At 38.0% G+C, this 25,299-nt stretch carries 17 protein-coding genes; 7 read left to right on the top strand and 10 right to left on the bottom strand.

The annotated features are described in order from the left end of the window. Positions 1-19 precede the first annotated feature (19 nt). The 6 genes from KCTC52924_RS11690 to KCTC52924_RS11665 all read right to left on the bottom strand — a co-directional run bounded on the left by KCTC52924_RS11690 (position 20) and on the right by KCTC52924_RS11665 (position 7,194). On the bottom strand, positions 20-661 hold the full coding sequence (locus KCTC52924_RS11690; RefSeq protein ID WP_251808305.1) for a DUF1684 domain-containing protein: 642 nt from the start codon (positions 659-661) through the stop codon (positions 20-22). Between the two features lie 228 nt (positions 662-889). Then, on the bottom strand, positions 890-2,302 hold the full coding sequence (locus tag KCTC52924_RS11685; protein ID WP_251808304.1) for an alpha/beta hydrolase: 1,413 nt from the start codon (positions 2,300-2,302) through the stop codon (positions 890-892). Positions 2,303-2,756: 454 nt separating this feature from the next. Continuing rightward, positions 2,757-3,614, bottom strand: a complete 858-nt coding sequence (locus KCTC52924_RS11680; RefSeq protein ID WP_251808303.1) for a universal stress protein — start codon at positions 3,612-3,614, stop codon at positions 2,757-2,759. Between the two features lie 8 nt (positions 3,615-3,622). Then, positions 3,623-5,248, bottom strand: coding sequence for a BCCT family transporter (locus KCTC52924_RS11675; protein WP_251808302.1), 1,626 nt, complete (start codon positions 5,246-5,248; stop codon positions 3,623-3,625). 69 nt (positions 5,249-5,317) lie between these two features. Further along, positions 5,318-6,469, bottom strand: a complete 1,152-nt coding sequence (locus KCTC52924_RS11670; protein WP_251808301.1) for a hypothetical protein — start codon at positions 6,467-6,469, stop codon at positions 5,318-5,320. 272 nt (positions 6,470-6,741) lie between these two features. Then, the gene (locus tag KCTC52924_RS11665) at positions 6,742-7,194 is read right to left on the bottom strand and encodes an Lrp/AsnC family transcriptional regulator (RefSeq protein WP_251808300.1); all 453 of its coding nucleotides are present in this window, start codon (positions 7,192-7,194) and stop codon (positions 6,742-6,744) included. Positions 7,195-7,373: 179 nt separating this feature from the next. Between KCTC52924_RS11665 and KCTC52924_RS11660 the strand changes: the two genes are divergently transcribed. Next, the gene (locus KCTC52924_RS11660; protein ID WP_251808299.1) at positions 7,374-7,706 is read left to right on the top strand and encodes a hypothetical protein; all 333 of its coding nucleotides are present in this window, start codon (positions 7,374-7,376) and stop codon (positions 7,704-7,706) included. A 242-nt stretch (positions 7,707-7,948) separates the two neighbouring features. Here KCTC52924_RS11660 and KCTC52924_RS11655 read toward each other — a convergent pair whose 3' ends face one another. Next, a complete protein-coding gene (locus KCTC52924_RS11655; RefSeq protein ID WP_251808298.1) occupies positions 7,949-11,407 on the bottom strand; it encodes a methylmalonyl-CoA mutase family protein in 3,459 nt (1,152 codons plus the stop codon). Positions 11,408-11,752: 345 nt separating this feature from the next. Between KCTC52924_RS11655 and purU the strand changes: the two genes are divergently transcribed. The 5 genes from purU (at position 11,753) to KCTC52924_RS11630 (ending at position 21,533) form a co-directional block, all read left to right on the top strand. Then, the gene (gene purU, locus KCTC52924_RS11650) at positions 11,753-12,604 is read left to right on the top strand and encodes a formyltetrahydrofolate deformylase (protein WP_251808297.1); all 852 of its coding nucleotides are present in this window, start codon (positions 11,753-11,755) and stop codon (positions 12,602-12,604) included. A gap of 121 nt (positions 12,605-12,725) precedes the next feature. After that, on the top strand, positions 12,726-13,430 hold the full coding sequence (locus KCTC52924_RS11645; protein WP_251808296.1) for a DUF4197 domain-containing protein: 705 nt from the start codon (positions 12,726-12,728) through the stop codon (positions 13,428-13,430). 1,222 nt (positions 13,431-14,652) lie between these two features. Next, positions 14,653-16,158 carry an AraC family transcriptional regulator gene (locus KCTC52924_RS11640; RefSeq protein WP_251808295.1) on the top strand — a complete coding sequence of 502 codons (1,506 nt, stop codon included), beginning with the start codon at positions 14,653-14,655 and terminating at the stop codon, positions 16,156-16,158. A 614-nt stretch (positions 16,159-16,772) separates the two neighbouring features. Continuing rightward, complete coding sequence (locus KCTC52924_RS11635; protein ID WP_251808294.1) at positions 16,773-19,979, top strand: SusC/RagA family TonB-linked outer membrane protein; 3,207 nt, start codon at positions 16,773-16,775, stop codon at positions 19,977-19,979. Positions 19,980-20,000: 21 nt separating this feature from the next. Further along, positions 20,001-21,533: a RagB/SusD family nutrient uptake outer membrane protein gene (locus KCTC52924_RS11630; protein ID WP_251808293.1), complete on the top strand. Its 1,533-nt coding sequence runs from the start codon at positions 20,001-20,003 to the stop codon at positions 21,531-21,533. Positions 21,534-21,936: 403 nt separating this feature from the next. Here the strand turns inward: KCTC52924_RS11630 and KCTC52924_RS11625 are convergent, their stop codons facing one another. Next, a complete protein-coding gene (locus KCTC52924_RS11625) occupies positions 21,937-22,719 on the bottom strand; it encodes an alpha/beta fold hydrolase (RefSeq protein ID WP_251808292.1) in 783 nt (260 codons plus the stop codon). A 203-nt stretch (positions 22,720-22,922) separates the two neighbouring features. On the opposite strand from KCTC52924_RS11625, the gene KCTC52924_RS11620 reads away from it, so the two are divergent. Next, complete coding sequence (locus KCTC52924_RS11620) at positions 22,923-23,120, top strand: hypothetical protein (protein ID WP_251808291.1); 198 nt, start codon at positions 22,923-22,925, stop codon at positions 23,118-23,120. A gap of 5 nt (positions 23,121-23,125) precedes the next feature. Here the strand turns inward: KCTC52924_RS11620 and pyrF are convergent, their stop codons facing one another. Continuing rightward, the gene (pyrF, locus tag KCTC52924_RS11615; RefSeq protein ID WP_251808290.1) at positions 23,126-23,944 is read right to left on the bottom strand and encodes an orotidine-5'-phosphate decarboxylase; all 819 of its coding nucleotides are present in this window, start codon (positions 23,942-23,944) and stop codon (positions 23,126-23,128) included. A gap of 5 nt (positions 23,945-23,949) precedes the next feature. After that, positions 23,950-25,026 carry a peptide chain release factor 1 gene (gene prfA / locus KCTC52924_RS11610; RefSeq protein WP_251808289.1) on the bottom strand — a complete coding sequence of 359 codons (1,077 nt, stop codon included), beginning with the start codon at positions 25,024-25,026 and terminating at the stop codon, positions 23,950-23,952. Positions 25,027-25,299: the final 273 nt, after the last annotated feature.

Below are 25,299 nucleotides of genomic sequence, written 5' to 3'. Positions count from 1 at the left end.
GATCAGACCTTTTATTTTGTTAGTTGGAAAACGTCTTTACCCCAGCACTAATGTGGGTGTCCAACCTGTTTTGTTTAGGAACAACGGGACAGGAATATTTTGCGTTATAAGCACAATAAGGGTTGTAGGCCTTGTTGAAATCTAACACAATAGTATTCCCTTCGGGAATTCGCAAGTCCAAATATCTTCCGCCCCCATAAGTTTCCTCCCCATTGGTAAGATCGGAAAATGGCAAGAAAAGATAGTCTTTATATTGCGCCTGTTGTATTAATTCGGTGTTTTGATATACTTCCAATTCATGTTCCTTTCCATTCAGTTGAAAATTGATTATTGCATAAACCAGTTCCTCTGTTTTTCCACCAGTGGTTGTAGGCATAAAAAAAGGCAAGGCCTCTGGAGTTCTAGTAAATTTTGCTGTAATCCGATACGTACTATCTGGAACAAAAAAATCTAAACTTGTAAAGTTCTTTCGATATCGATCTGGTAATGGCGAAGTTTCTGGGTTCTTGAATTCCCTGTTCAATTTATCCTGAAATTGAAAAACATCGGTCAACTCACCAGCATTCGCTACCAATTCACTAGTATGCTGGGTATCGTGATACTTCTTGCTCTCCTTACAACCTAATAAACAAATAATTGAAATCAACGTCAATCTCCACATAGCTCCCTTTTTATAGCAAAAATACACATCTTTTTTGCTTAAATAAATCTATTTGGGACATATACCCCACCTCAACTATAAACCCTATACCAAGGGTCAATAACAATATGAAGGCCAAAAAAGTCTTGAAACTAGAATTCCCTGGACAAGTAATAGGAAAATTCTTATCCAAAGCGTTGTTATAAATTACCGGAAAAACCCCTTAAACAGAAAACTGCCTATATCTAACTAATCTTCAATAGGTTCATAGCGCGCTTCCTTAAGGTACTTTTCCACAATTTGATTAAACTCTGGGGTAATTCTCAGGAGGGCAGTATTTTCAAGTTGGTACAATTTTGCCTTATCGGTATATCCGTTCTTCAATAATTCCTCCAAATAGAATAGAGAGGTGCCAAAGTCCTCTACTTCCGCACTCTTGGCAATAATTTTCAAATAATAATCATATTCCTTTGGCTGGGTGATAGTTTTCAGCATCCAAACTAGGCTTAAAGCATCATAATCGATCTCTTTTTCGGCCTCCAACACATCAATATTATCTTCTATCAGGGCATTAATAAATCCTAGGAGTCGCTTCCCCATTTGCCGCTCAGCAAGAATTTTGCTCTTTTCATATTTCTTAAGTTCCTCCATCTGGTAGGTCCACCAACCGAGATTTTTATAGTTATAGGTTGCGATATCCTCCTCCAAATAATAAATATAATCTTCCTTAATAAAAGCTTCTTTTAGCATCGCATTGCTCTCATTACGCTTCATGATTTTAAATACCTTATCCCTTTTTAATTGTCGTTTTATAATTTTTAAAGTATCCACGTCCTTATGTAGTCGAAAAATAGATTGCATTCCCTCTAAAAACTCGAAGGCCTCCAACGATTTATTTGAATTCATCAATCTTGTAAGCTCTGCCAAATTTTGATTATAGGTTTTATCGACATACAGATCATCCGTCTCCAAATGTCCTTTAGCCATTGCCGACAAAGTCAATATTTCCATTGCATTTTTCAGATACTTATTTTCCGGCCATTCATGACCTCCATCAAACACCAATAGATCGTTAGGAATTTTCAATTTATCGAACGCACTCATGGTAACCAACAGATCCGGATATGCAAAATCTTCTTTTCCTATAATTCCGATAAAATAAGACGCATGATTTGCATCCAAAACTTCAAGATTCGGATAAGCAGCTCCAGTAGAGATTACTCCGGTAATTCCCCTTACGAAAAGGGGTAACACACTTGCAAATTGTCCCCCTTCGCCAAATCCAGCAGTATAGGTTCTATTTTTATGAATTGGCAAAAGTTTGATCACCGTATTTAACATTCTCCCGGTGATCATAATATTTTGCGAAGTAGAGAGGGAATCACTTACATTATTGGATGCAGCCAAAATAAAACCTTGATCTTCCGCTGCTTCCCTATACATTCTTAAGGCCTGCCTACCCTTCCCCTCCATATCAAAAATAAATAAGATGGGCCAATTTTTATCCAACTCAAAGGCAGTTGGAAGAAATAGGGAAAAACTCTCGGAAATTGAATCTTTTACCGCGATTGAATCGGTAACCACCCCTTTTTTAAAGGTAAACTGTTGAGCGTTGACGCAAAAGACCGTTCCTAGGAACAGTAGTATAATAAATTTCCTCATAGATCTCATGGCATCAAATATCTAGCCAAATTATTAATTTCCATCAATCAAGGCAAATTAGTTATGTTGTACTTGACGGATATATTCATTAAAAAAAAAGTCGCACCTAAATTAATTGCTTTAATAAAGAAAACAATAATTACTATAGCATCAAAACAATATAGGTCCTTCTTAAAAAAATTATAGAGATCGATACATCGATGAAATTTTATTCCTTTTGATTCACTTATTACGTATCGATCATTTTTATTAGTAGGGTCCTGAATATCGACCTTTTCAATAAAAACGATTCAATATAAAAAAGGAATGGCTGTCATACCTGTTGAACCTGCAATCACCTACCCCCTGTATAAATCGATTTTATCTTGGATTCTGTCTAGGAGATGAAAGTGTGGAAGGCGTGGAATTATCAGTAAAATCCTCAAAGATCCTAAATACCATATTTTTCAGATATTTACTTAACGATCCATAAGGGTACTTCAAGATCCTGATTAAAAAGCTCCTCGGTAACGCTTCCTACGAGCAAGGAAGAGAAGGTGTTTCTGCCTTTGTCACCAACAATGATAAGATCTACCTTGGAAGTATTAGCTTTGGTTCGCAGTTTTTCTGCAACCCCGTTCTCCCTTCCTGGAATAATTTCTGAAGTTAGTTCTCCCTTGTATCCAATCTTTTTTATTAATTTCTCATATTTCACCTTTAAATGATTTTCTATCCTCTTATCGAGATGTTCTTTTGGAATATATGGAGAGAACTGAAGCGGCACGTTGTATACATGCACCGCATTTACTTTAGCCGCTGTGGCGCTCTGTAAGTTTTCAGCCAAATCAAAAACCTTTTTGGAAGCGCTTGAAAAATCTGTTCCCACCCAGATATTGGCAATATCGGGTTTCGAATTATTTGGAATAGACAAAATATGACATTTAAGCAGACGCAATAATTTCCCACTAACGACTCCGGTACCTTTTGATCTGTTCTTATTCCCAATTAAAGCGAGTTGAACCTCATATTTATTGACAATATAATTGATAAGGGACTCGGAATAAGGATCTTCTGAAATAAGAACTTCCCATGCTGTTGAAGAGGTGAATTTTTCCTCTACCTTTTCATTTAACTCATCCCCAATTACTTCGTCAAGGTTAATATCCTTTAACTGTTCCTCAAATAATTCTGAGATCTCATATTTTTTAATATTATGCACAAAGTACACCTTATCAACCTTGAGAGTGTCAGCAAGAAATGATGCATACTCAATTAGGGTGCTATCTATATCTGAAAGGTCTAAGGCGACCAAGATGTTTTTTATTTCAGTCATTAGTAGAATTATTTAATGTTAGTTTGCTGATTAGTATTTCGTTTTTTAACGATTGTAGAAACTATTTCCTCGTAATTTTCGAGTTCTTTTTGAGATTCCCGCTTTTTTAGTTTCCGAAGGTCTTCATTTAAACCTTTGTATAGTGAAAAACACATAATTATTAAAATCACCGCAAAGGGCAATCCCGTAACTATGGTAGCTGTTTGAAGCGCCTGTAATCCCCCCCCGATTAGAAGAACTGCTGCAACACTACCTTCCGCAAGGGCCCAAAAGATTCTTTGCCCTACAGGAGCATCTAATTTGCCTCCGGACGTTAAGTTATCTACCACCAAAGATCCAGAATCTGAAGAAGTGATAAAGAATCCTGCAATTAAAATTACGGCAATAATGTTAAGAATAAATGAAAATGGATAATCTTCCAAAAATACAAATAGGGCGGTGGCAACATTATCATTCACAGCATTTACAATCGTATCATCTCCAAGAAGTGCCTCATGTATCGCTGTACTTCCGAATGCTGAGATCCAAAAAAAAGTAACGATCGAAGGCACTATTAAAACTCCCAGAATAAACTCACGCACGGTACGCCCTTTGGAAATACGGGCAATAAACATCCCTACAAAAGGAGACCAGGCAATCCACCATCCCCAGTAAAAAAGGGTCCATGCATTTTGCCAATTGGAGCCAGTGAAACTTTCTGTCCAGGTTGCAATTTCAAGAAAATTGGATAAATAATTCCCTGTATTTTGCAAGAAGGATTTAAAAATAAAGATTGTTGGTCCTAATATCACTACTACCAGAAGGAATAGCACCGCTATTCTCATATTCCATTCACTCAAAATTCTCACTCCTTTATCTACGCCCAAAACAACTGAGACGGTAGCCACTAACGTGATTCCGACAATTAATATAATTTGAGTCTGCACTCCACTATCTACATCAAAAAGGTGATTTAATCCTGCAGCAATTTGTTGCACCCCCATCCCTAAAGAAGTGGCAAGACCAAATACAGTGGCGAGAACAGCGAAGATATCTATGGCATCTCCAATTCTTCCGTAAATTTTATCCCCTAAAAAAGGATAAAAAACCGACCTAATGGTAAGCGGGAGTCCGCGGGAATAAGTAAAATACGCTAGGGATAATCCTACCAATGCATACACTGCCCAGGCGTGAAAACCCCAGTGCAAAAAGGTGAATTTCATGGCTTCCTTGGCTGCTTCAGCAGTTCCCCCTTCTGCCATTGGTGGACTCAAAAAATGATAAATTGGTTCTGAAATACTCCAAAACAACAATCCAATTCCCATTCCCGCACTAAAAAGCATCGCGAACCATGAAAGGGTTTTAAATTCGGGTTTCGCACTTTGCCCTCCAATTCTTAACTGCCCAAATTTACTGAAGGCCAGATAAATCATAAATATTAGAAAGACATTTATGCTCAATATAAAAAACCAACCGGCCTGCTTTGCAACAAAATCTTGGATAGCGGTAAAATATTCTTCTGCCCCGACTTTAAACATCAGGGTTAATGTTATGATAATGATGATGATAATAGCCGATGTAAAAAATACTGGACCATTCACTTGCAATCCAAAAATGGATTTTTTCTCATCACTTCTTATAATCTTCTTAGCCATAAAGCATGTTGTTTGTTAATGTAATTAATTGCACCAAGGGTTTAAAACCCTTGGTTTTATATATAAACCCTAAAAATAGTAACCAATATTAATATTAAACCGTGCTTCCCATTTGGCATCTGGATCCCCTTTGGAGAAATCGTCCACAAAATTTCCACCTAACCAAGAATGATTGTAGCCCGCGGCATAATCAATATACATATATAAGCTTCCCGCAGAGACTAATACTCCAGTTACATTCATATAAGAATCGGTAAATCCAGAGGCTTTTTTCTGCATAAAACCAAAATCATTGTAAAACTGTAAATTCGAAACAGGCCCCAAATTTACGGGAACATTTCTGGAGATCGCCATAGAGTACATATTAAAATCGGAGGCAACTTCATAAGACGCCCCATAGGCTCCCATTTTAACAACCTCAGTAGCTTCTCCTTCGGCATTGGCTGGGTTATGTGAAGCAGTAATAAATTGTGCTTTTCCACTCCATTTCCCTTTGGTTATTTCGTAATGTGCTGCAAAAGCTTTGTGATCTCCCATTTCTTCGGTATCAAGATTATAGAGGCCACCATATTCCATGGAAATACCCAATCTACTTGCCGAATCTATTCCAAATTTGTAGATAAATTTTCCGTTGAATTGATTTACCTCTTTGTTTCTACCTGTGATATCATAAGAATATCGATTTGGGGAAGTTTCGGAATTATTGCCAAATCTCAATTCTTCCGCATTTTTGAAGAATGCAAGTTGATATTCAAATTTCTCTCCTGCATGTATGTATTTCACACCCATATCATGGTCATCTTCCAATCCCATATAATAGGACAGGTTGAAAAACCAGTTGTGAGAATTGTACTGTTGAATTCCAAAAGGCACCTGGGTTAAACCAATATGAATTTGATCTAATTCATTAAAATAGTAACCTACCCATCCCTGCTTTAAGAATCCGCCTCCAAAATCATTAGAATACAATCTGTATTCGGCGTTCAAAAATATCCCTTTATAGGCAGCTTCGACATTTATCCTGAACATATCATAGCCAAAATCTCCTCCACGTTTTTTCTGACCCTCTTTCCAAGAGGACAAGTTATAATTGAAACGCAATGCCCCGCCAATTTTAAGTTCAGGTTTTTCTTGCGCCATAATAGGGAATGCCAGCAACAAGGCCAAAAGTGCAAAGCACAAAGACTTTCTGAATTGTATATGGGTAACTTTATCTAACATAATGCGATTTAAAAAAATAGAGGCAGTAGTTAACTGCTTATTCCCCCTTTAGATCAACTTTATCCTAGTTGACTATTTTTTAGCTATTGAATATTAGCCTTATGCCCTGGCATCGATTTAATCCATATCAGAATTCGCCGAAACAGCTGTGAAGCAGGTTAGGATTGGATCCACTGACCCATGAATAGGTCGTCCCAATACTCATACTCTCTAAAGATAAGTATTTATTTAGCGGTCTCTAAGTTTTTAATTGCAGTTATCTGGAAATTTCTCTAAATATCCCTTTTTTTGATAGGGGCATTGGAAACTACATCCGAAAGGACAATATGGGTTCTTGTTTCCCCATATTGAATAAGTTTATCAATAAATTTCTCTAGGTGAAATTGATCCTTTAATACGACCATCATTATGATATTCTCATTCCCTGTGATCCGATAGCAATTTATCACCTCCTCAAAAGAATTGACCGCCTCCAAAAACGGCTTTAATTTCCCCATAAAGGCACGCAATGTAATGATTGCCTTAAGTTGATATCCCGTATGAGAATGGGACACGACCGCCTTATATCCAGAGATAATCCCGATGTCTTCCATCTTCTTCACACGCTCACCAACAGCCGGGGCCGTTAAGCCTACTTTCCTTCCGATATTTGCGAAAGATTCACGGGCATTTTCTTGAAGAAATTTTAAAATCTTCCAATTAAGGACGTCTATCTTTGTTTTCAAAGTAAAATTGATTAATAATATTTGTTTCCGATAGCTAAATTACACTTTTACCATACAATCCAAATCCATTTTCGTAAAATTCAATGTAATTTTATATAATTAATGCTGTTATACTAAAAATGCCCTATAAAAACCTTAGTTCGATTCCTATTTATCGCAAATCACTGGACCTCTTACATATGAGTAGGGAGATTGCGTCCTATGTTTCCTATAACAAAGATTTGTTGAAATTATATCAATCCAACAGCTTGCGCGATAATATTGCCGATTCTTTATTGACAGACTCCATTTTAATACCCCAACAAATTGCAGCGGCAGAACAATCAGAATCTTACGATGTAAGAATGAGAAGTGCCACTTTTATCAATATTATTATTAAGAACATCAACTCTTATTGTATTGGATTGGAAAAAGACGGGGTAAAGGAAAAAGAATATTTAAATCTTCTGCGTAGCGAAATCAAAAGTTTTAGGCGGATGTACAAGGTTTGGAGACGATCAATGAGGCGTTAAATTTTTAATTTCAAGACTATCCCAGATTTCAATTTCTGAAAACTTAAATAAACAAAGGGCCATAAAGCGGATCAGGACTAATTGTTGTGTTTAAGCAAAAATTATCGTCAATCCGCAAAAGAAGAAACCCCCGCGAGCACAACTGTAAATTACAATTGTGTCACCCGTTTTTAGCTGCTTTTAGGAAACCGCCACAGATAGGTCTTGAACCAAGCTGAATTCCAATATCCAAGCATTCCATCCTACATATTTCTCCTATATTGTCCGCCCACCTCATACAGGGCTTTGGTAATTTGCCCTAAGGAACAATACTTGGTCACCTCCATTAGGTATTCAAATATATTTTCATTTTTAATGGCCGCATGTTGAAGGGCTTCTAATTTAGTTTGGGAAACCTCTTTGTTCATACTATGTAAATTTTCAAGGGTCTGGATTTGATCTTGTTTCTCCTCCTCGGTGGCCCTTATCACTTCTACAGGTAAAATGGTTGGAGAGCCTTTAGCACTTAGGTAGGTATTCACCCCAATTATAGGATATTTGCCATTGTGTTTCAGAGTTTCGTAATAGAGACTTTCCTCTTGAATTTTGGAGCGTTGGTACATGGTCTCCATTGCCCCCAGAACTCCCCCGCGTTCCGTGATCCGATCAAATTCCATCAACACCGCAGATTCTACCAGATCCGTCAATTCCTCAATTATAAATGACCCTTGTAGAGGATTTTCGTTCTTTGCAAGCCCCAATTCCTTGTTTATGATCAATTGTATAGCCATGGCCCTACGAACAGATTCCTCCGTAGGAGTAGTTATTGCTTCATCATAAGCATTGGTATGCAAGGAGTTACAGTTGTCGTATATTGCATACAGTGCTTGTAATGTTGTTCTAATATCGTTAAAATCTATCTCCTGGGCATGCAGGCTCCTCCCAGAAGTCTGGATATGATATTTTAACATCTGCGCCCTAGCATCTGCCCCGTATTTTAAACGCATTGCCTTAGACCATATCCTTCTGGCCACCCTTCCGATAACCGCATACTCGGGATCTATCCCGTTAGAGAAGAAAAAAGAAAGATTGGGACCAAATTTATTAATGTCCATTCCCCGACTTAAGTAATATTCCACATAGGTAAATCCGTTTGCAAGGGTAAATGCCAATTGGGTAATAGGGTTGGCACCTGCCTCAGCAATATGATATCCAGAAATAGATACCGAATAAAAATTACGCACTTGGTTATCTATAAAATATTCCTGCACATCTCCCATTAACCTTAGGGCAAATTCGGTAGAAAATATACAGGTATTCTGTGCTTGGTCTTCCTTGAGAATATCGGCCTGTACCGTACCCCTCACCTGTTGGATTGTCTTATTTTTTATATCTTGATATACCTTCTCGGGCAAGACCTGATTTCCAGTAACCCCTAATAGCATTAATCCCAGGCCATTGTTCCCTTTCGGCAAGGATCCGTGATAAATGGGCCTCAACTTTTCTCTTCCTTTATAAAACGCCTTTATTTTCTTATCAACTTCTTGTTCCAGTCCATTTTCCTTAATGTACTTCTCACAATTTTGATCAATAGCGGCATTCATAAAATACCCTAGTAGCATTGGAGCCGGACCATTGATTGTCATGCTTACCGAGGTCATAGCATCACTTAAATCGAAACCAGAGTACAGTTTTTTAGCATCATCCAAGCAACAAACCGAAACACCTGCATTTCCGATTTTACCATAGATATCGGGTCTTTTATCCGGATTACTTCCATAAAGGGTAACAGAATCGAAGGCGGTAGACAATCGTTTAGCCGGAAGGCCGAAGCTCACATAATGGAACCTTCTATTGGTACGCTCGGGACTACCTTCCCCTGCAAACATCCTTGTGGGATCTTCCCCTGTACGCTTAAAGGGATATAACCCTGCCGTATAAGGGAATTTGCCAGGCACATTCTCTTGGAGCATCCAAAGAAGGAGGTCTCCCCATGCTTTGTATTTGGGAAGTGCAATTTTTGGAATATCGGATTGGGACAAGGATTTGGTATGGGTAGCCATTTTAATCTCCTTTCCCCTCACCTTAAAGCTATATTCTGGATTTTTATACAATTCAACCGTAGACCCCCAATTTAGAATCATCTTATAATGGTGCGGGTCCAAATTCATCTTCAAACTTTCAAATTCTGCACATAACAAGGTAATTAGCTGCATTTTATCCTTAGGCTCTGTCAATTGCAGTACTTTTTCTGTATTGATTCCGCTATCGGAAAGGATCTCGGAGGAGTCCTCAGGTGCATTGGCTCCTAAAACAGAAATTATTGTTTTAAAAATGCCGTATAATTGTTGGGCCACTTCGGATTGGGCACTGGCATTGAGATCATATTGCCTATTGTTTTCAGCGATTTCCGACAAATATCTAGTCCTGGCAGGGGGAATTACAAAATTCATTTCCTCGTTCCCTTTCGTTATCACAAATTTAGATCGCAACTTCGTTTTCGTTTTCTCCTCTAGGGCAATCATTACAGCACGATACAATCTATTCATTCCTGGATCGTTAAATTGCGAAGCGATGGTTCCAAAAATGGGCAGTTCATCATGCGACACTTCCCACAGTCCATGGTTACGCACGTATTGTTTCTTTACATCCCTGACCGCATCTAAGGCCCCCCTTTTGTCGAACTTATTTATGGCCACCAAATCGGCAAAATCCAACATATCTATTTTTTCCAATTGGGTGGCCGCACCAAACTCCGGTGTCATTACGTAAAGGGACACATCGCTATGTTCTGTTATTTCGGTGTCGGATTGTCCAATTCCCGAAGTTTCCAAGATAACCAGATCAAAGCCCGCCCCCTTTAGAACCCGTACGGCTTCATCTACATGTTTGGACAAGGCAAGGTTAGACTGTCTTGTTGCCAAAGACCGCATATACACCCTTGGATCATTGATAGAATTCATACGGATTCGATCTCCTAATAAGGCCCCGCCTGTCTTCCTTTTAGAGGGATCTACAGATATTATTCCGATGGTTCCCTTTGGAAAATCTATTAAAAAACGCCTTACAAGCTCATCTACCAAACTAGATTTCCCAGCTCCGCCCGTCCCAGTAATACCTAATACAGGAACCATCTTGTCATTAGTATTTAAAATAGTGGAATGCTTCTCAAAGTCTGCATACCTATTCTCCGCAAGGCTAATCAATCTCGCAATGGTCGAGGCATCCTTTTCCAATAGCAATTGCTCTAATTTTTCGTTATCTTGGGTTTTAAGGCAGGGTATTGGAAAATCACTTTGTTTTACCAAATCATTAATCATTCCTTGAAGGCCCATGGTCCGTCCGTCATCAGGAGCATAAATCCTTGTAATGCCATAATCCATTAGCTCCTTGATTTCTTGAGGCAGGATAACACCGCCACCGCCGCCAAAAATCTTAATATGCCCTGCCCCTCTCTCCACTAAAAGATCGCGCATATATTTAAAATATTCATTGTGCCCTCCTTGATAAGAAGTTATCGCAATAGCGTTCACATCCTCCTGGATGGCACAGTCTACCACCTCTAAAACACTTCGATCATGGCCTAAATGGATAACCTCAACCCCTGTAGATTGGATTATTCTTCGCATTATATTTATTGCTGCGTCATGGCCGTCATATAGTGAAGCTGCCGTAACGATACGGACATTATTGATAGGCTTATAGGTAGACTCTTTTTTCATTTGTAGCTATTTATTGTTTTTTAACGGTCATATGTACTTCGCATATCTTCATTCGTATTTTGCGACCAGTTTTCGGTCCTTCCCATTTCATCTTTAATAAACTATTTTACATACTAAGTTCCGACTAATTTTCAATTTTGACCAATCTGTACAGAGAATAAACTTTGACTGGTACACGAAAGCGCTGCTGATTAGTCTATTCGTAAAAAAATCGTTATTATGACGGTGCAATTTAGTGAAAACGCAAAAACAAAGGTGTTAATGTTGGAATATTATAAAAAATTCAGCGTTTGGAATCTTTTCCTTTCCAAATCCCTAATTTTACTATTTTAAAACCGATAATACTTGAAGACAACCATTCTTATTCACTGCCCCGATCAATCGGGAATTATTAGTTACGTAACGGGATTTATCCATAAAAAGGGAGGAAATATTATCTACATTGATCAGCATGTAGATAAAGAAGCCGGTGTATTTTTCATGCGATTGGAAAGCGATTTCGAAAATAACATTCCGGTCGTCAAAAACTTAAAGCAACAATTTGAGGAAGAATTGGCCATACCTTACCAAATGGAATGGAGCTTACATTTGGGATCCACCAAACCAAGGATGGCCCTTTTTGTCTCCAAATACAATCACTGTATCTATGATCTTTTAAGCCGATTTCATTCTGGTGAACTAGCCGTTGAAATTCCCTTTATTTTGAGCAATCATGCCGATTTGGAATATATTGCCACACAATTTGACATTCCTTTTCACCATGTCCCTAATTCAAAGCAAAACAAACTGAATGCTGAAAGTCGACAAATAGCACTATTGGAGGAATATAAGATCGATTTTATAGTTCTTGCACGCTATATGCAAATTATCACCCCAAAAATAATTGAGCTTTTTCCGAATAAAATAATCAATATCCACCATTCGTTTCTCCCTGCCTTTGCAGGTGCCAAACCTTATCATGCTGCATTCCAAAGAGGGGTGAAAATTATTGGGGCTACTAGTCATTATGTTACAGAGGAATTAGATGCTGGGCCAATAATAGAGCAAGATGTAACTAGGGTGACTCATGCACACAGTATAAAAGACTTCATCACCAAAGGGCGCGATTTAGAAAAAATTGTACTTTCGCGTGCGGTAAAGCTTCATATAGATCGGAAAACGATGGTATACAACAATAAAACCGTAATTTTCTCCTAGGGGAAATCACTATGGGGCCTATTATTTTTCCGAAAAAAGAATTATAAATAAAGTAGTTACACCTTTACTTTGGAGCGTAAACGGGAAACCTATAAAGAAAGAATAACTCTTAAACCTAAAAATGAAAAAAATATTAGTATCCGTAATCCTATTTCAACTTCTCGGATGTTCGGAATTACAGCAAGTAGTAAATCAATTGCCACAGGGAGGTGGCGCTCTTAGCAATAGTGAAATTGCTTATGGGCTCCGGGAAGCTTTGGATATGGGAATCCAAAAACAGGTAAGCAAACTCACCCAAACCGACGGTTTTTATAAGAACGAATTGGTAAAGATTATGTTGCCCCAAGAACTACAGAAAGTAGACAAGACCCTTAGGGATATTGGACTTTCCAGTTTAGCGGATGAAGGCCTTAGGATACTTAACAGAGCTGCAGAGGATGCAGTTAGTCAAGCTACACCAATATTTGTAGATGCGGTAAAGGGCATTACTTTTTCCGATGCCAAGAACATATTATTAGGCTCGGACAATGCGGCCACCCAATACCTTACGCAGGCAACTCAAGCCCAACTTTACGACAAATTTAATCCCGTGATAAAGCAATCCTTTGAAAAAGTAGGTGCGGACCAAATTTGGCGTAATCTAATCAACAGATACAATGCGATTCCCCTGACCAGTAATGTAAATCCAGATTTAACGGATTATGTTACTCAAGAAGCACTTCAAGGGGTATATACCATGATCGCGGTAGAGGAAAAAGAAATTAGGACCAAAGTTTCCTCGAGAACCTCTGCAGTACTTAAACGTGTTTTTGCCTTACAGGACTAAAAAATCACATGCCTACCTGATCTTCTAGATTTGGGTATAAACACAAAAGACTATAGCTTTTTTTCAGTGCCAATGGATAGGATCCGATTTTTAGATCGACCTATCCATTGGCATTGGCTTTCATGGACCATGACTACTAGTTGTGTTTATGCAAAAAAAATGCAATTTATTAGTAAGAACAAATTTTACATCTCAAATTCCTTTAACAGTGTTTTTCATTTAGTCGGAAAACCGTATAACTGCATCTAATCTTAGCAGAATTAATTGGAATACAATATTGAATAAAGCAGGGTGAAACCAAAACAATCTAGACGATGGAGTACTTTATAACGAACAACTTATAGAAGTAAAACCAACGGGGAAAAACACTGGGAAAATTGTTTGGGCAACATCATGTGCAGTGGGTTCCTCCCCACAACCCTGATGGTGGAAAATTATTTACTTCAATAATGGCAGTGGTAGACCGGGAGATTATTCATCGGTAGAAATAATAGATCCTCCCAAGTTTTATTCAAAAATACTATCGGGCACACAAAGACTACCGAATGGAAACACGTTGATCTGTGAAGGATTCAACGGAAACATTATTGAAATTGACACGGAAAATAATATCATATAGAACTATATAAGCCCCGAAACTACATTCGTAAAATCTTAAAACAAAACGAAGCCCCTGAAAACAATAGCCTATTCCGAGCTACAAAATACTCCGCCAATTATCCTGCTTTTAAGGGAAGGGACCTTACACCACAGCATCCATTGGAAATTAATTTCAATCTTGGCAATTGTAATAATAAAGATTAAAATAGGATCAGCCCCAGGAGTATGGGTCAGCGCAAAGTAATGGTTAAGCTTTATCGGCATAGTAAATGTTGATAAGCATTTACCCATTTCACACATAAACTCGGTTGTTTTGTAGAACGGTAAGAAAAGTTGTAAGGCAGCTCTGCATTGAACTTCAAAAAAAGATGCTTTAGTCTCATTTTTTAAGTAATTATTTGAATTAGCGTTAAAATAATAACTCAGAGCTGCAACTTACAGCACTCACCGTCTGTTTTAACTAAAGCTTTATTGTCTTCCCCTTTTCAATCAGCTACTTTTTAACTCTTATTTAGGAGAGTTCCATGATCGATGGCATCTTAAATATGTAGTTTTGCGCCCTATTTGCATATTCATTATGGGCCTAAAGAAATCCTTACTGAGTTTTTATGTTTGCACGTGTTTGATATTCGCTCAATTCACATGGGCCAATAGCGCAACCGTATTCCAAAACATAAATTGCAACCCCATTGAAATTGATAAAATATCATTGGAAAGTATAGCATATTTAAGCGCTAAGGAATGCTTTGAGCTTGGCAAATGCGAGTACGACCATAACAATTTCAGCACTGCCTATACTTTTTTTCTTTCTGCCCACTTAAAGGGCCATGAGAACACGGTCATTTTCAATAAATATTTTGCTGCAAGTAAAACCTCCTTAGACTCCTTGCAACAAATTAATGAACAGGGCTTTAATTTTTTAAATAAACTAAATTCCTCTAGCTTTCTCTCCCTTTCCGAACCTTTAAACGCGAATGAAAGAAATGTTTTGGAAACTTCCCACAGGTGGATCCAAAATTACGTAAGGAACTATTTATTCCTTTTAATAGCGATATGCGGCTTTTATCTGGCCATTAAATTATTGATCGAGCATAGAAAGGCAGAAACCCACAATATATATTTGGCAGTATTCTTATTCGGGGTTTCGGTGATGTTGATGGAGCTCGCCATTAACTGGCTGAGCATTTTTAATTACAACCCTAGGGTTTATTTTTTTAAGATTCATTTCTTTCTATGGGCCCCTTCCCTCTATTTGTATATTCGTAAAAAGTTACATATAGGCTCAAAGACCTCTATAAATGAATTCTTGAAGCACTACGGTGTATTTATCCTATTCAGTATGCTTCTGTTAATTGGCGTCAATACAGAAACGCCTGTTGATGGAACAACATTCTTCAACCATACTATCACCATAATTCTAACCAGTTTATTTATCAAAGCGGTTCACATCACTTTGTACGTATTACTATTGATTGTACTTTACAAGAAACACAAGGACACCCTTAACCAATCTAATAAAAAATGGTTGATATTGTCTATTTCATTTCTAGGATTATTAATGTTGATAGTGTTTTCCCGTGCCCTATTTAGTCATTTGGATAGCTTTAATTATATCTCTATTTATTTTACCGCAATAGCACTATCACTATTTATTAGTCTTTATGCCACTATGCATTTCATTCAGCCAGATATCATCACCAAAACTGAGGCCCTGAAAGAAACTGGAAATGATGTAAAGTACAAAAACTCTGGCCTAACAGAGGCAATGACAGATACCCTAAAATCACAATTGGTACGGTTGGTAGAAACCAAAAAGGTATATCTGGACAATGCAATCACTTTAGAAAAATTAGCAAAGGATTTAAACACGGACCGCTATAGCTTATCACAAGTAATAAACCAGGAGTTTGGCAAGAATTTTTATGAATTTATAAACGATTATAGAGTTCAAGAGGTGGTGAACATGATTAAAAATAACGAGGGCAATATTAAGTTGGTTACGGATCTTATATACGAATCTGGCTTTAACAACAAGGTATCTTTTTATAAAGCATTTAAAAAGAGACACAAAATGACACCTACCCAGTTTATCAAATTGCAGAGCAACCATTTATTGATAAAAAATTAATATTACAATAGACCGTTAAACACTTGGTACGAAAATCTAAAAAAACTCCTATATCCAAGTATTTTTGACACCCTAAATACCCTCCAAAATCGTCTTTAAATTAACACTAGGTCTGCTTAGCATATATACAGATATTTCGCACCAATACCCTATTCAAAATGTCTAGGTTAAGCACACACTTAACCGTTAACATCCAATTATCACTCCCCGTACCTTCAACAACACCCCAATCTACCACTCCTTAAGGAAGGGAAGAATAACCATAACTGGAACTATATTCATGACCAAAATCATACAATAGACCAAAACAGTTAATTTTATCCTAATTTTTCATCATTTCACATAAGATTATACAATCATCTTATTTACAGGATCTTACCAAATAGGTAAACGTTAACCCAAATCGGATTACAATTGCTTTAGGTCGGGATTGATGTATAACACTTTCTACTAGCCTTAATTTGTAGCTTGGTTTTAAAATCTGGGCCCTAACAAATTCAATTTTCCACCGGGTTTGTTGCATTTTTTTATTTGGATTAGCTGCCTTAAAAAATTGCCCAGTTTTTTAAAACCATTACTCATTTATAATGTTTAACTATCTCAAATTAATTTCTATGAAAATTAAGTATTTCTTATTCTTAAAACTCTTCATGGTATCATTGGTAATGATGGCCCAAGAGAAAACAATTACAGGTACTGTAATGGACCAAGACGGCCTTCCTTTACCCGGTGTAAACATTCTTGTTGTTGGAACAACAAATGGTACACAAACGGATTTTGACGGTAACTATATTATCCAAGGAACTACTGGAGAAACTTTGTCCTTTAGTTATATTGGCCAAAAAACTTTGAAAATTGTTATTGGGTCTAGCACTACCATCAACGCTACAATGGAGGTTGATGCACAGGCGTTGGAAGAAGTAATCGTTGTTGGTTACGGAACAACAACCAAACAATCTTTCACCGGTTCTATAAAGCAGATCGATTCAGAATTATTGGAGCGCAAAAGTGTTTCCAACATTTCACAAGCCCTAACAGGTGAATCTGCAGGAGTTAGAGTAATAAACACTTCTGGGCAACCAGGTGAGGCAGCTACCATCCGAATTAGAGGTTTTGGATCGGTTAACGGTAATAGAGATCCTTTATACGTTGTAGATGGTGTTCCCTTCTCTGGAAATATTAATGCCTTAAACCCAAGTGACATTGCTTCCACAACCATTTTGAAAGATGCTTCGGCAACTGCTATTTTCGGTGCCCGTGGTGCCAACGGAGTTGTGGTTATCAACACCAAGAAAGGGAGAAACGGAAGCGACTATATAGAAGTAGAGACCAAAACGGGACAAAACTTTAGTTTACTACCACGATATAACAATATCAAATCCCCAGAGCAGTACATAGGATTAAGTTGGGAAGGACTTAGAAATAGAGGCGTAGCTTTTGGCCGCGATGCAGCCAATGCTGCAATTTATGCGAACGACAGGCTTTTTACTAGTTCAGGGGTCGGTGATAATTATAATATGTGGAATGTTGCTAATGGCGCTGAATTAATTGACCCAGCAACCGGATTAGTAAGAGAAGGGGTTACCCGTAAATACAATCCAGAAAATTGGGAAGACCACGCCTTTCAACCCTCCAATAGAATAGAGGCTAACTTAAAAATAAGCGGTGGAAATGAAAGGACCAATTACTTCAGTTCTATTGGTTATTTAGGTGATAAAGGATACTCCATCAATTCAGATTTTGAGCGTTATACGGCTCGTTTAAATGTAAATCATAAAGTTAAAGATTGGTTGGATGGCTCCATGAATTTGGGCTACACTGCTTCAGAAACCAATAATGGAGGACAATCTGAGGACTCTGGTAGTGTTTTCTGGTTTGTAGACAATATCCCATCTATCTATCCATTGTACTTAAGAGATGCCAGCGGTAGCACCATTCCAGATCCCTATTATGGTGGCAATGTTTATGATTATGGTAGAGGCAGAGGTTTTGGTGCATTGACAAACGCAGTCGCCGATGCTCACAACAGTGTTCAGAATAAATTTAATCATGAAATCAACTTTAATACATCTCTAAACATAAAGTTTACGGATTACCTTACGTTAGAGAATAGATTTGGATCACAGTATTATAACAGTTCTTACGATGAACAAAACGGCCCATTCTATGGCCCAAGTGCTAGCAGTGGCGGTTCCATTTACAAAACAAAAACTGAAGTTCTATCTTACAACATGTTAAACTTATTGCGTTTTAAAAAGCAATTTGATAACCATAGTATAGAAGCATTGGTTGCACATGAAAACAATTCATGGGAGAGAAAGTATCTTTCTGCCTACAAAACCAACCTTGTAGATCCCTTTGGCACCGAGCTGAACAATGCGGTTGTATCTTCCCCAGCAAATTCTTACACTAGGAACTACACCTTGGAAAGCTATTTTGGGCAAGTAAATTATGACTATGACAATAAATATTTTGTTTCAGGAACTGTTAGAAGAGACGGTTCATCGAGATTCTTGAACAATAAATGGGGCACCTTTGGATCTGTTGGTCTTGCTTGGGCACTGATCAACGAAGGCTTTATGCAAAACCAAGATGTTTTCAGCAATTTAAAGCTTAAAACAAGTTACGGTCTTATTGGAGAGCAAGGTGGTGTTGGTTATTACCCTGGTTACGATCTTTTTGAAGTTCAAAACCTAAATGATGACATTTCCTTGATTTTCAACACTAAGGGAAATCCAGATTTAACCTGGGAAACTTCCAAAATGTTCCAAACGGGAATTGAGTTCGGAATTGGTAATGTATTGGATGTAGCTGTGGATTATTATATTAAAAATACGGAAGATTTAATCTTTGACAGAAGAAATGGTCCTTCTCTAGGGTATGCGCTAATCAAAGTAAACGATGGTGCTTTACGAAATCAAGGTCTAGAATTTGATGTAGCAGCCCACTTGGTTAAAACAGATGATTTTTATTTGGATTTTACGGTTAACGGAGAATTCTTAGACAATGAATTAACCGAAATGCCACTTGAACCCGCAACTGGTGAGGAAAAGATAATTGACATTGACGTCCTATTTGGAAGATCAAAGGGCCATTCACTTTATGATTTCTATACCCGTGAATATGCAGGAGTTGATGTGAACACTGGAGTAAGCACTTGGAATGTGTACTATTTTGACGAGAACAATGACGGCGCTTTCCAATCTAGTGAAAGGGTAGCCTCCATGGCAGATTATACATCTCAATTTCCGGACAGAGCTAATTCATTGGCAATGACTACCACGGAAACCTATTCCGAAGCAACTCAAAAATATGTAGGCAAGTCAGCAATACCTACTGTAAGGGGAGCCTTTAACCTAAGCACAGGTTACAAAGGTTTCGATCTTAGCACTCAGTTCCTATATAGCGTAGGTGGTTATGCATATGACGCTGCATACGCAAGACTAATGGGCAATGACCAAGTAGGAGGCAACAATTGGCACACAGATATCTTAAATAGATGGCAACAACCTGGCGATGTCACCAATGTACCACGTATTTCCAGTGATTACGATAAAAACGTAACATCCTCTTCTACAAGATTCATCACTAAATCAGATTTCTTGAACTTGAACAATATCAGATTGGGTTATACAATCCCCAAAATGTATGTTGAGAAGATCGGCATGTCCAACTTAAATTTATGGGTATCTGGAGACAACCTTTGGTTATTATCTAAAAGGGATGGTTTTAACCCATCTACAGATGAAGCCGGTACTTCTGATATGTACCGTTATTCTCCTTTATCAACGTTCACATTTGGAATAAGAGCTAAATTTTAATTTTAAAAATTGCAACAACTTATGAAATCTAAATTATATATTTCAATACTTGCTACAGGCCTATTAACTTTGGGCTGTAGCAAAGATTACCTAGAAACAAAACCTACGGAATTTATTTCTTCTGGACAAATTATAGATGCATCTGATCTCAATCCTGATATCTTGGAGGCAAGTTTAAGAGGGATATATGCTACTATGTATCAAACAGGATCTGGTGGAACCGATTTAGACCATGACGATTTTGGGCAGAAAGGGTACGATATCTACGGAGATATGTTGTCTTCGGATATGGCTTTAACCGGAACTACCTACGGCTGGTATAGCGACTTGTCTGACATGACCTCTACAGTAGATTACACCAACATTAATAACTACAAGGTTTGGAGATTCTACTATAGAATTATTCTTTCTGCAAATCTTGTGATTGATGGTATAGGCGGAAATGATGCATCACTTGAAACCGTTGCTGAACAACAGACCATGGGGCAGGCCAAAGCCGCAAGAGCCTATGCCTATTTTTATTTGGCCAACTATTTCTCTGAAGGGTATGAGCCTTCAACACCAATATTGCCAATTCACTTGGATACAGAAGCTCCGAACCAACCACTGAGCACGGCAGAAGAGGTTTATAATGTAATCATAACAGATTTAATCGATGCCGTTGAATTACTTGAAGGATTCTCAAGATCTGCCAAACATGAGATCAACCAAGATGTTGCCAGGGGACTTTTGGCATATGCCTATGCTGCTACAGGAAAAGACCAAGAAGCTGCAGTAGTCGCTAATAAAGTAATTACCAATGGGAAATTCACTCTAATGGATAAAGCTGAGGTAACTGGTGGTTTTAATGATGTAAACACAAACGGATGGATGTGGGGCGTAGACATTACCTTAGACAACAACCTAGACCTAGTATCCTGGTGGGGACAAATTGACCTCTTTACCTATAGCTATTCTTGGGCTGGAGATCCTAAAGTAATTGATGTTGATCTTTATGCAGCAATTGACAGCACTGATATTAGAAAGTTTCAATTTCAGGGCTACTTTGAGGCATTACCAGAAAACAGAGATAAAACAGAAGATGGTACTTTTATAGACGTGCCAGTAGATATCAATGAATTGTATCCTACTGGAAAATTCTATGCTCCAGAACGCGAAGATGGTGGACAAAGAAGCGTTATTACAGACTATGTATATATGAGGGTGGCAGAAATGTACTTATTACACGCTGAGACTGCAGCAAAATCTGGTGACGAGCCTGGAGCTAGAGCTTCGCTTAAGACCTTGCTTAAGGAACGTTTGGACAGTGACTTGGAAACGGCTTATGTAGACCTACTAAGCGGACAAGCGTTGTTGGACGAAATCTACCTTCAAACAAGAATTGAATTTTGGGGTGAAGGGAAAAGCTATTTGGCAATGAAAAGGAACAAGGCCACTATTACCCGTGGCGCCAATCACCTTTCATCTGCAGGAGCATCCATTCCTTATAACGATGACCGTTTAAGCTTTAAAATTCCACAGAGTGAAATTCAAAACAACCCAAACATCAACTAATAAATAGTTAAAGTTTGGTTTACGTATACAAACGCCTGTCAAACTCAGTTTTGACAGGCGTTTTTTATTGGCTTCAATAAAAATTGAACTTGAAATGGCATCATAAGCCTTACCCAACTCTTATCACTTTACCACTTTAGACACCTTAAAACACTATAAGACGCGTTATACATGGCTAAGCAATCTACCCCTACCCTCTCCCAACCCATTTAAAAGGGTTTTAATACCCAGTTAGACCAGAGAGAACATTTTCCCTTAACTACAATTTACGGCGGCTTAACAAGGTTTAAAAAGAACGGTAATTGAATTTCGCAAAGCGTGAACTCCAAAAGCGAAAGCTTTTATTTGTCCATGTTAATTCTCAAAGAAAGATGGGTCTACGGTTTTAAAATAAAAGGAATAACTACTTTTTAGAAAGAAGATACTTAATAACGGTTTCATTAAAGAACAAAGGTTGTTCTACATTAACCACATGCCCGCAATCTTTAACCACTACCAATGAGGAAGAGCGGTGATTCTGCACCATTTGCCTTACCGAGGGCAAAAACAAATAATCTTCTTCCCCCATTAAATAAAGGGTAGGTATTTTTATATCCGCGGATCTAAAAAATCGCAATAAGGGATTTATCTCCGAAGTAAGCCTAAACCATCGGATAAACTCCTTTTGATACAGTTTTTTGGCCTCCCTCACAAATAATAAGCGGGACTCCTTATGATTCTTATTGGGCATGATCACAAATGCGAAGAATTTATACAACCACAGGTAGGGCACTATGGATTTAAAAATGACTCCCAAGCGAATTAGTACTTGTGATCTGAGGTTTAATTTCATAATAGCTCCGCCCATTATCATACTCTCCACTCGCGAAGGATGTTTCTCTGCCAAATTTCGGATTAGGATGGTTCCTAAGGAGATTCCTATAAAATGAGATTTCTCTATCTTCTCGTGATCGATAACCTCAACAATATCGTCTGTTATCGTATCAAAGGTATATTTATCCATAAAGGCATCCTTAAGGTGCAACTTGGAATTTCCGTGTCCCCTAAGATCCAATAGGAGCACATTAAAGTACTTTTTAAATTCCCTTAACTGCTTAAACCATATAGTAGAACTACCTCCAGCTCCATGCACAAAAGTGACCCACTTATCGGAGGTTTTATGAATATGTGTATTATAACTGATCAAATCTTATTATATTATTTAAGGTGTATTATGGGAATTCCCAACCAAAATCTATCAAAAGTAACCAAACCCGACACAACACTTTAATTTAAGGTTAACAAAAGGTCAAATTAACTGATTTTTAACCAAATACATCAAAAAATGTTCGTTTCCAATATTGATTTATACGTATATTTGAGAAGATAACATTAGCATTTTATATAGATATGGAAAATCAAAATTGCAGGATAGGATCTGTGACCCAAATGGACACCGGAACACAAGCCATTAATCTTTTGGAACAACAATATAAAAACTTTATGGAAAAGGCATCGACCATAAAATATACGGATTCCAAACTTGCGGAATTCTTTGAATCAAAAGCGACAAAAATTAATAAAATACTTAAAGATCTAACCGACTAGGGTCTTTATTCTTTATTTAGTTCCATACGCATCTGCAATTGCAATTCTTTTGCTTTTACAGCGGCTGCTTGTGCGAAATCCACGCCATTTGATGCATAGATGATTCCTCTGGAAGAATTCACCAATAGCCCAATATCTTTGGTCATCCCGTATTTGCATACTTCTTTCAGGCTGCCTCCCTGCGCCCCTACTCCAGGTACCAGAAGAAAACTATCTGGAATGATGTTTCGGATCTCTTTTAAGAATTCTGCTTTTGTTGCTCCCACAACGTACATGAGATTTTCTGAATTCTCATAGGTCTGTGAGGTTTCTAACACCTGTTTATACAACTCTTTACCATCGACCATTTTGGTTTGAAAATCGAAGGCTCCCAAATTAGAGGTCAAAGCCAATAAAATGGTATGCTTTTCCTTAAATGCCAAAAAGGGCTCTACAGAATCTTTACCCATATACGGCGCTATAGTAACGGAGTCGAAACCAAGATCCTCAAAAAATGCCTTGGCATATCTTGTAGAGGTATTCCCAATATCGCCTCGTTTGGCATCGGCAATAGTAAATTGTTCCGGATAGTGAGAGTTTAAGTATGTAATGGTCTTCTCCAAGGCTTTCCAGCCTTTAATTCCATATGCCTCATAAAAGGCCATATTAGGTTTGTAAGCTACGCACAAATGATGAGTAGCATCTATAATTGCCTTATTGAAGGCGAAAATGGGATCTTCCTCCTCTAAAAGATGTTCGGGAACCTTATCAAGGTCCGTGTCCAATCCAATACAAAGAAAGGATTCCTTTTTGCGTATTTGTTCAACTAAAAACTGGGTGGTCATAGGTATTAGAATATCTCGGAGGCTTCTCTTAATTTTTCAGTATTTTCCACCATGCTCAGCTCGTCTATGATACGTTGAATATCGCCATTCACTATATTCTGCAAGTCGTACAAGGTTAAACCAATCCTATGGTCGGTAACTCGACCTTGAGAATAGTTATAGGTTCTGATCTTTGCGGATCGGTCTCCACTACTCACCTGAGAACTCCTTTTGGCAGAATCCTCTTCCTGTTTTTTGGCCAGTTCCTGATCGTACAAACGGGAACGCAATACCTTAAACGCTTTTTCCTTGTTTTTATGTTGGGATTTTTGATCTTGACACTGTGCCACTAATCCGGATGGAAGGTGAGTTAAGCGCACTGCAGAATAGGTGGTATTCACCGATTGTCCACCAGGACCTGAGGAACAGAAAAAATCGATTCGTACGTCTTTGGGGTCTATCTGAACATCAAAATCTTCGGCTTCAGGAAGCACCATTACCGTAGCTGCACTGGTATGTACTCTTCCCTGGGTCTCCGTCTGCGGAACCCGTTGCACCCTATGTACTCCTGCCTCAAACTTTAAAGTACCGTATACGTCCTCTCCAGTAACTTCAAACTGTATTTCCTTGTAGCCTCCACTGGTGCCCTCGCTAAGGTCAATAACGTTGGTTTTCCATCCTTTAGATTCACAGTATTTGGTGTACATTCTAAAAAGATCACCAGCAAATATACTGGCCTCGTCCCCACCAGTACCAGCACGAACCTCCACCACAACATTTTTGGAATCCTCAGGATCTTTAGGTATCAATAGCAACTTAATTTCTTCCTCCAATGCGGGGAATTTACCCTTAGCTTCCTCGAGTTGCATTTTTGCCATTTCCGACATCTCCGGATCGCTACCATCTGCCAATATCTCCTCAGCTTCCGCTATATTATCGGTGATTTCAAGATAAAGCGTCCTTTTATCTACTAATTTCTTGAGATCCTTATATTCTTTATTCAACGCAACATACCGCTTCTGATCCGAAATAATTCCCGGTTGAATAATAAGGTCCGAAACCTCATCGAAACGCTGTTTTACTATATTTAATTTATCAATCATACACAATCTTGAATTGTTATGCGAATTTACGACAAATTTGCACATTTCATCATATCCCATTCCAATAGATCACATCATTTTTATGGATTTACTTCAGAATTTTCGATTTTATTAACGTAAAATCCTCTTAACCGATAATCCTTTTAAATCTCGCGAACCTCAATTTAACCCTCCTCCTGATGACCATATCATAGCGAAAACCAATACGTTCCCATTTATAATACAATCGATTTTTATCCACGACAGTTCATAACAGCAACGGAAAAAAATTAT

It is taken from the genome of Arenibacter antarcticus (genome assembly GCF_041320605.1).
Lineage (GTDB): Bacteria > Bacteroidota > Bacteroidia > Flavobacteriales > Flavobacteriaceae > Arenibacter > Arenibacter antarcticus.
The sequence above is the reverse complement of the archived record's forward strand: the minus strand, read 5'-3'. Positions and strand labels throughout refer to the sequence as shown.

Bases quoted from the DNA above. Each gene is read 5' to 3' on its own strand.
- KCTC52924_RS11690 (WP_251808305.1), bottom strand. From the start codon at position 661: ATGTGGAGATTGACGTTGATTTCAATTATTTGTTTATTAGGTTGTAAG.
- KCTC52924_RS11685 (WP_251808304.1), bottom strand. From the start codon at position 2,302: ATGAGGAAATTTATTATACTACTGTTCCTAGGAACGGTCTTTTGCGTC.
- KCTC52924_RS11680 (WP_251808303.1), bottom strand. From the start codon at position 3,614: ATGACTGAAATAAAAAACATCTTGGTCGCCTTAGACCTTTCAGATATA.
- KCTC52924_RS11675 (WP_251808302.1), bottom strand. From the start codon at position 5,248: ATGGCTAAGAAGATTATAAGAAGTGATGAGAAAAAATCCATTTTTGGA.
- KCTC52924_RS11670 (WP_251808301.1), bottom strand. From the start codon at position 6,469: ATGTTAGATAAAGTTACCCATATACAATTCAGAAAGTCTTTGTGCTTT.
- KCTC52924_RS11660 (WP_251808299.1), top strand. From the start codon at position 7,374: ATGAGTAGGGAGATTGCGTCCTATGTTTCCTATAACAAAGATTTGTTG.
- KCTC52924_RS11655 (WP_251808298.1), bottom strand. From the start codon at position 11,407: ATGAAAAAAGAGTCTACCTATAAGCCTATCAATAATGTCCGTATCGTT.
- KCTC52924_RS11645 (WP_251808296.1), top strand. From the start codon at position 12,726: ATGAAAAAAATATTAGTATCCGTAATCCTATTTCAACTTCTCGGATGT.
- KCTC52924_RS11635 (WP_251808294.1), top strand. From the start codon at position 16,773: ATGAAAATTAAGTATTTCTTATTCTTAAAACTCTTCATGGTATCATTG.
- KCTC52924_RS11630 (WP_251808293.1), top strand. From the start codon at position 20,001: ATGAAATCTAAATTATATATTTCAATACTTGCTACAGGCCTATTAACT.
- KCTC52924_RS11620 (WP_251808291.1), top strand. From the start codon at position 22,923: ATGGAAAATCAAAATTGCAGGATAGGATCTGTGACCCAAATGGACACC.
- pyrF (WP_251808290.1), bottom strand. From the start codon at position 23,944: ATGACCACCCAGTTTTTAGTTGAACAAATACGCAAAAAGGAATCCTTT.
- prfA (WP_251808289.1), bottom strand. From the start codon at position 25,026: ATGATTGATAAATTAAATATAGTAAAACAGCGTTTCGATGAGGTTTCG.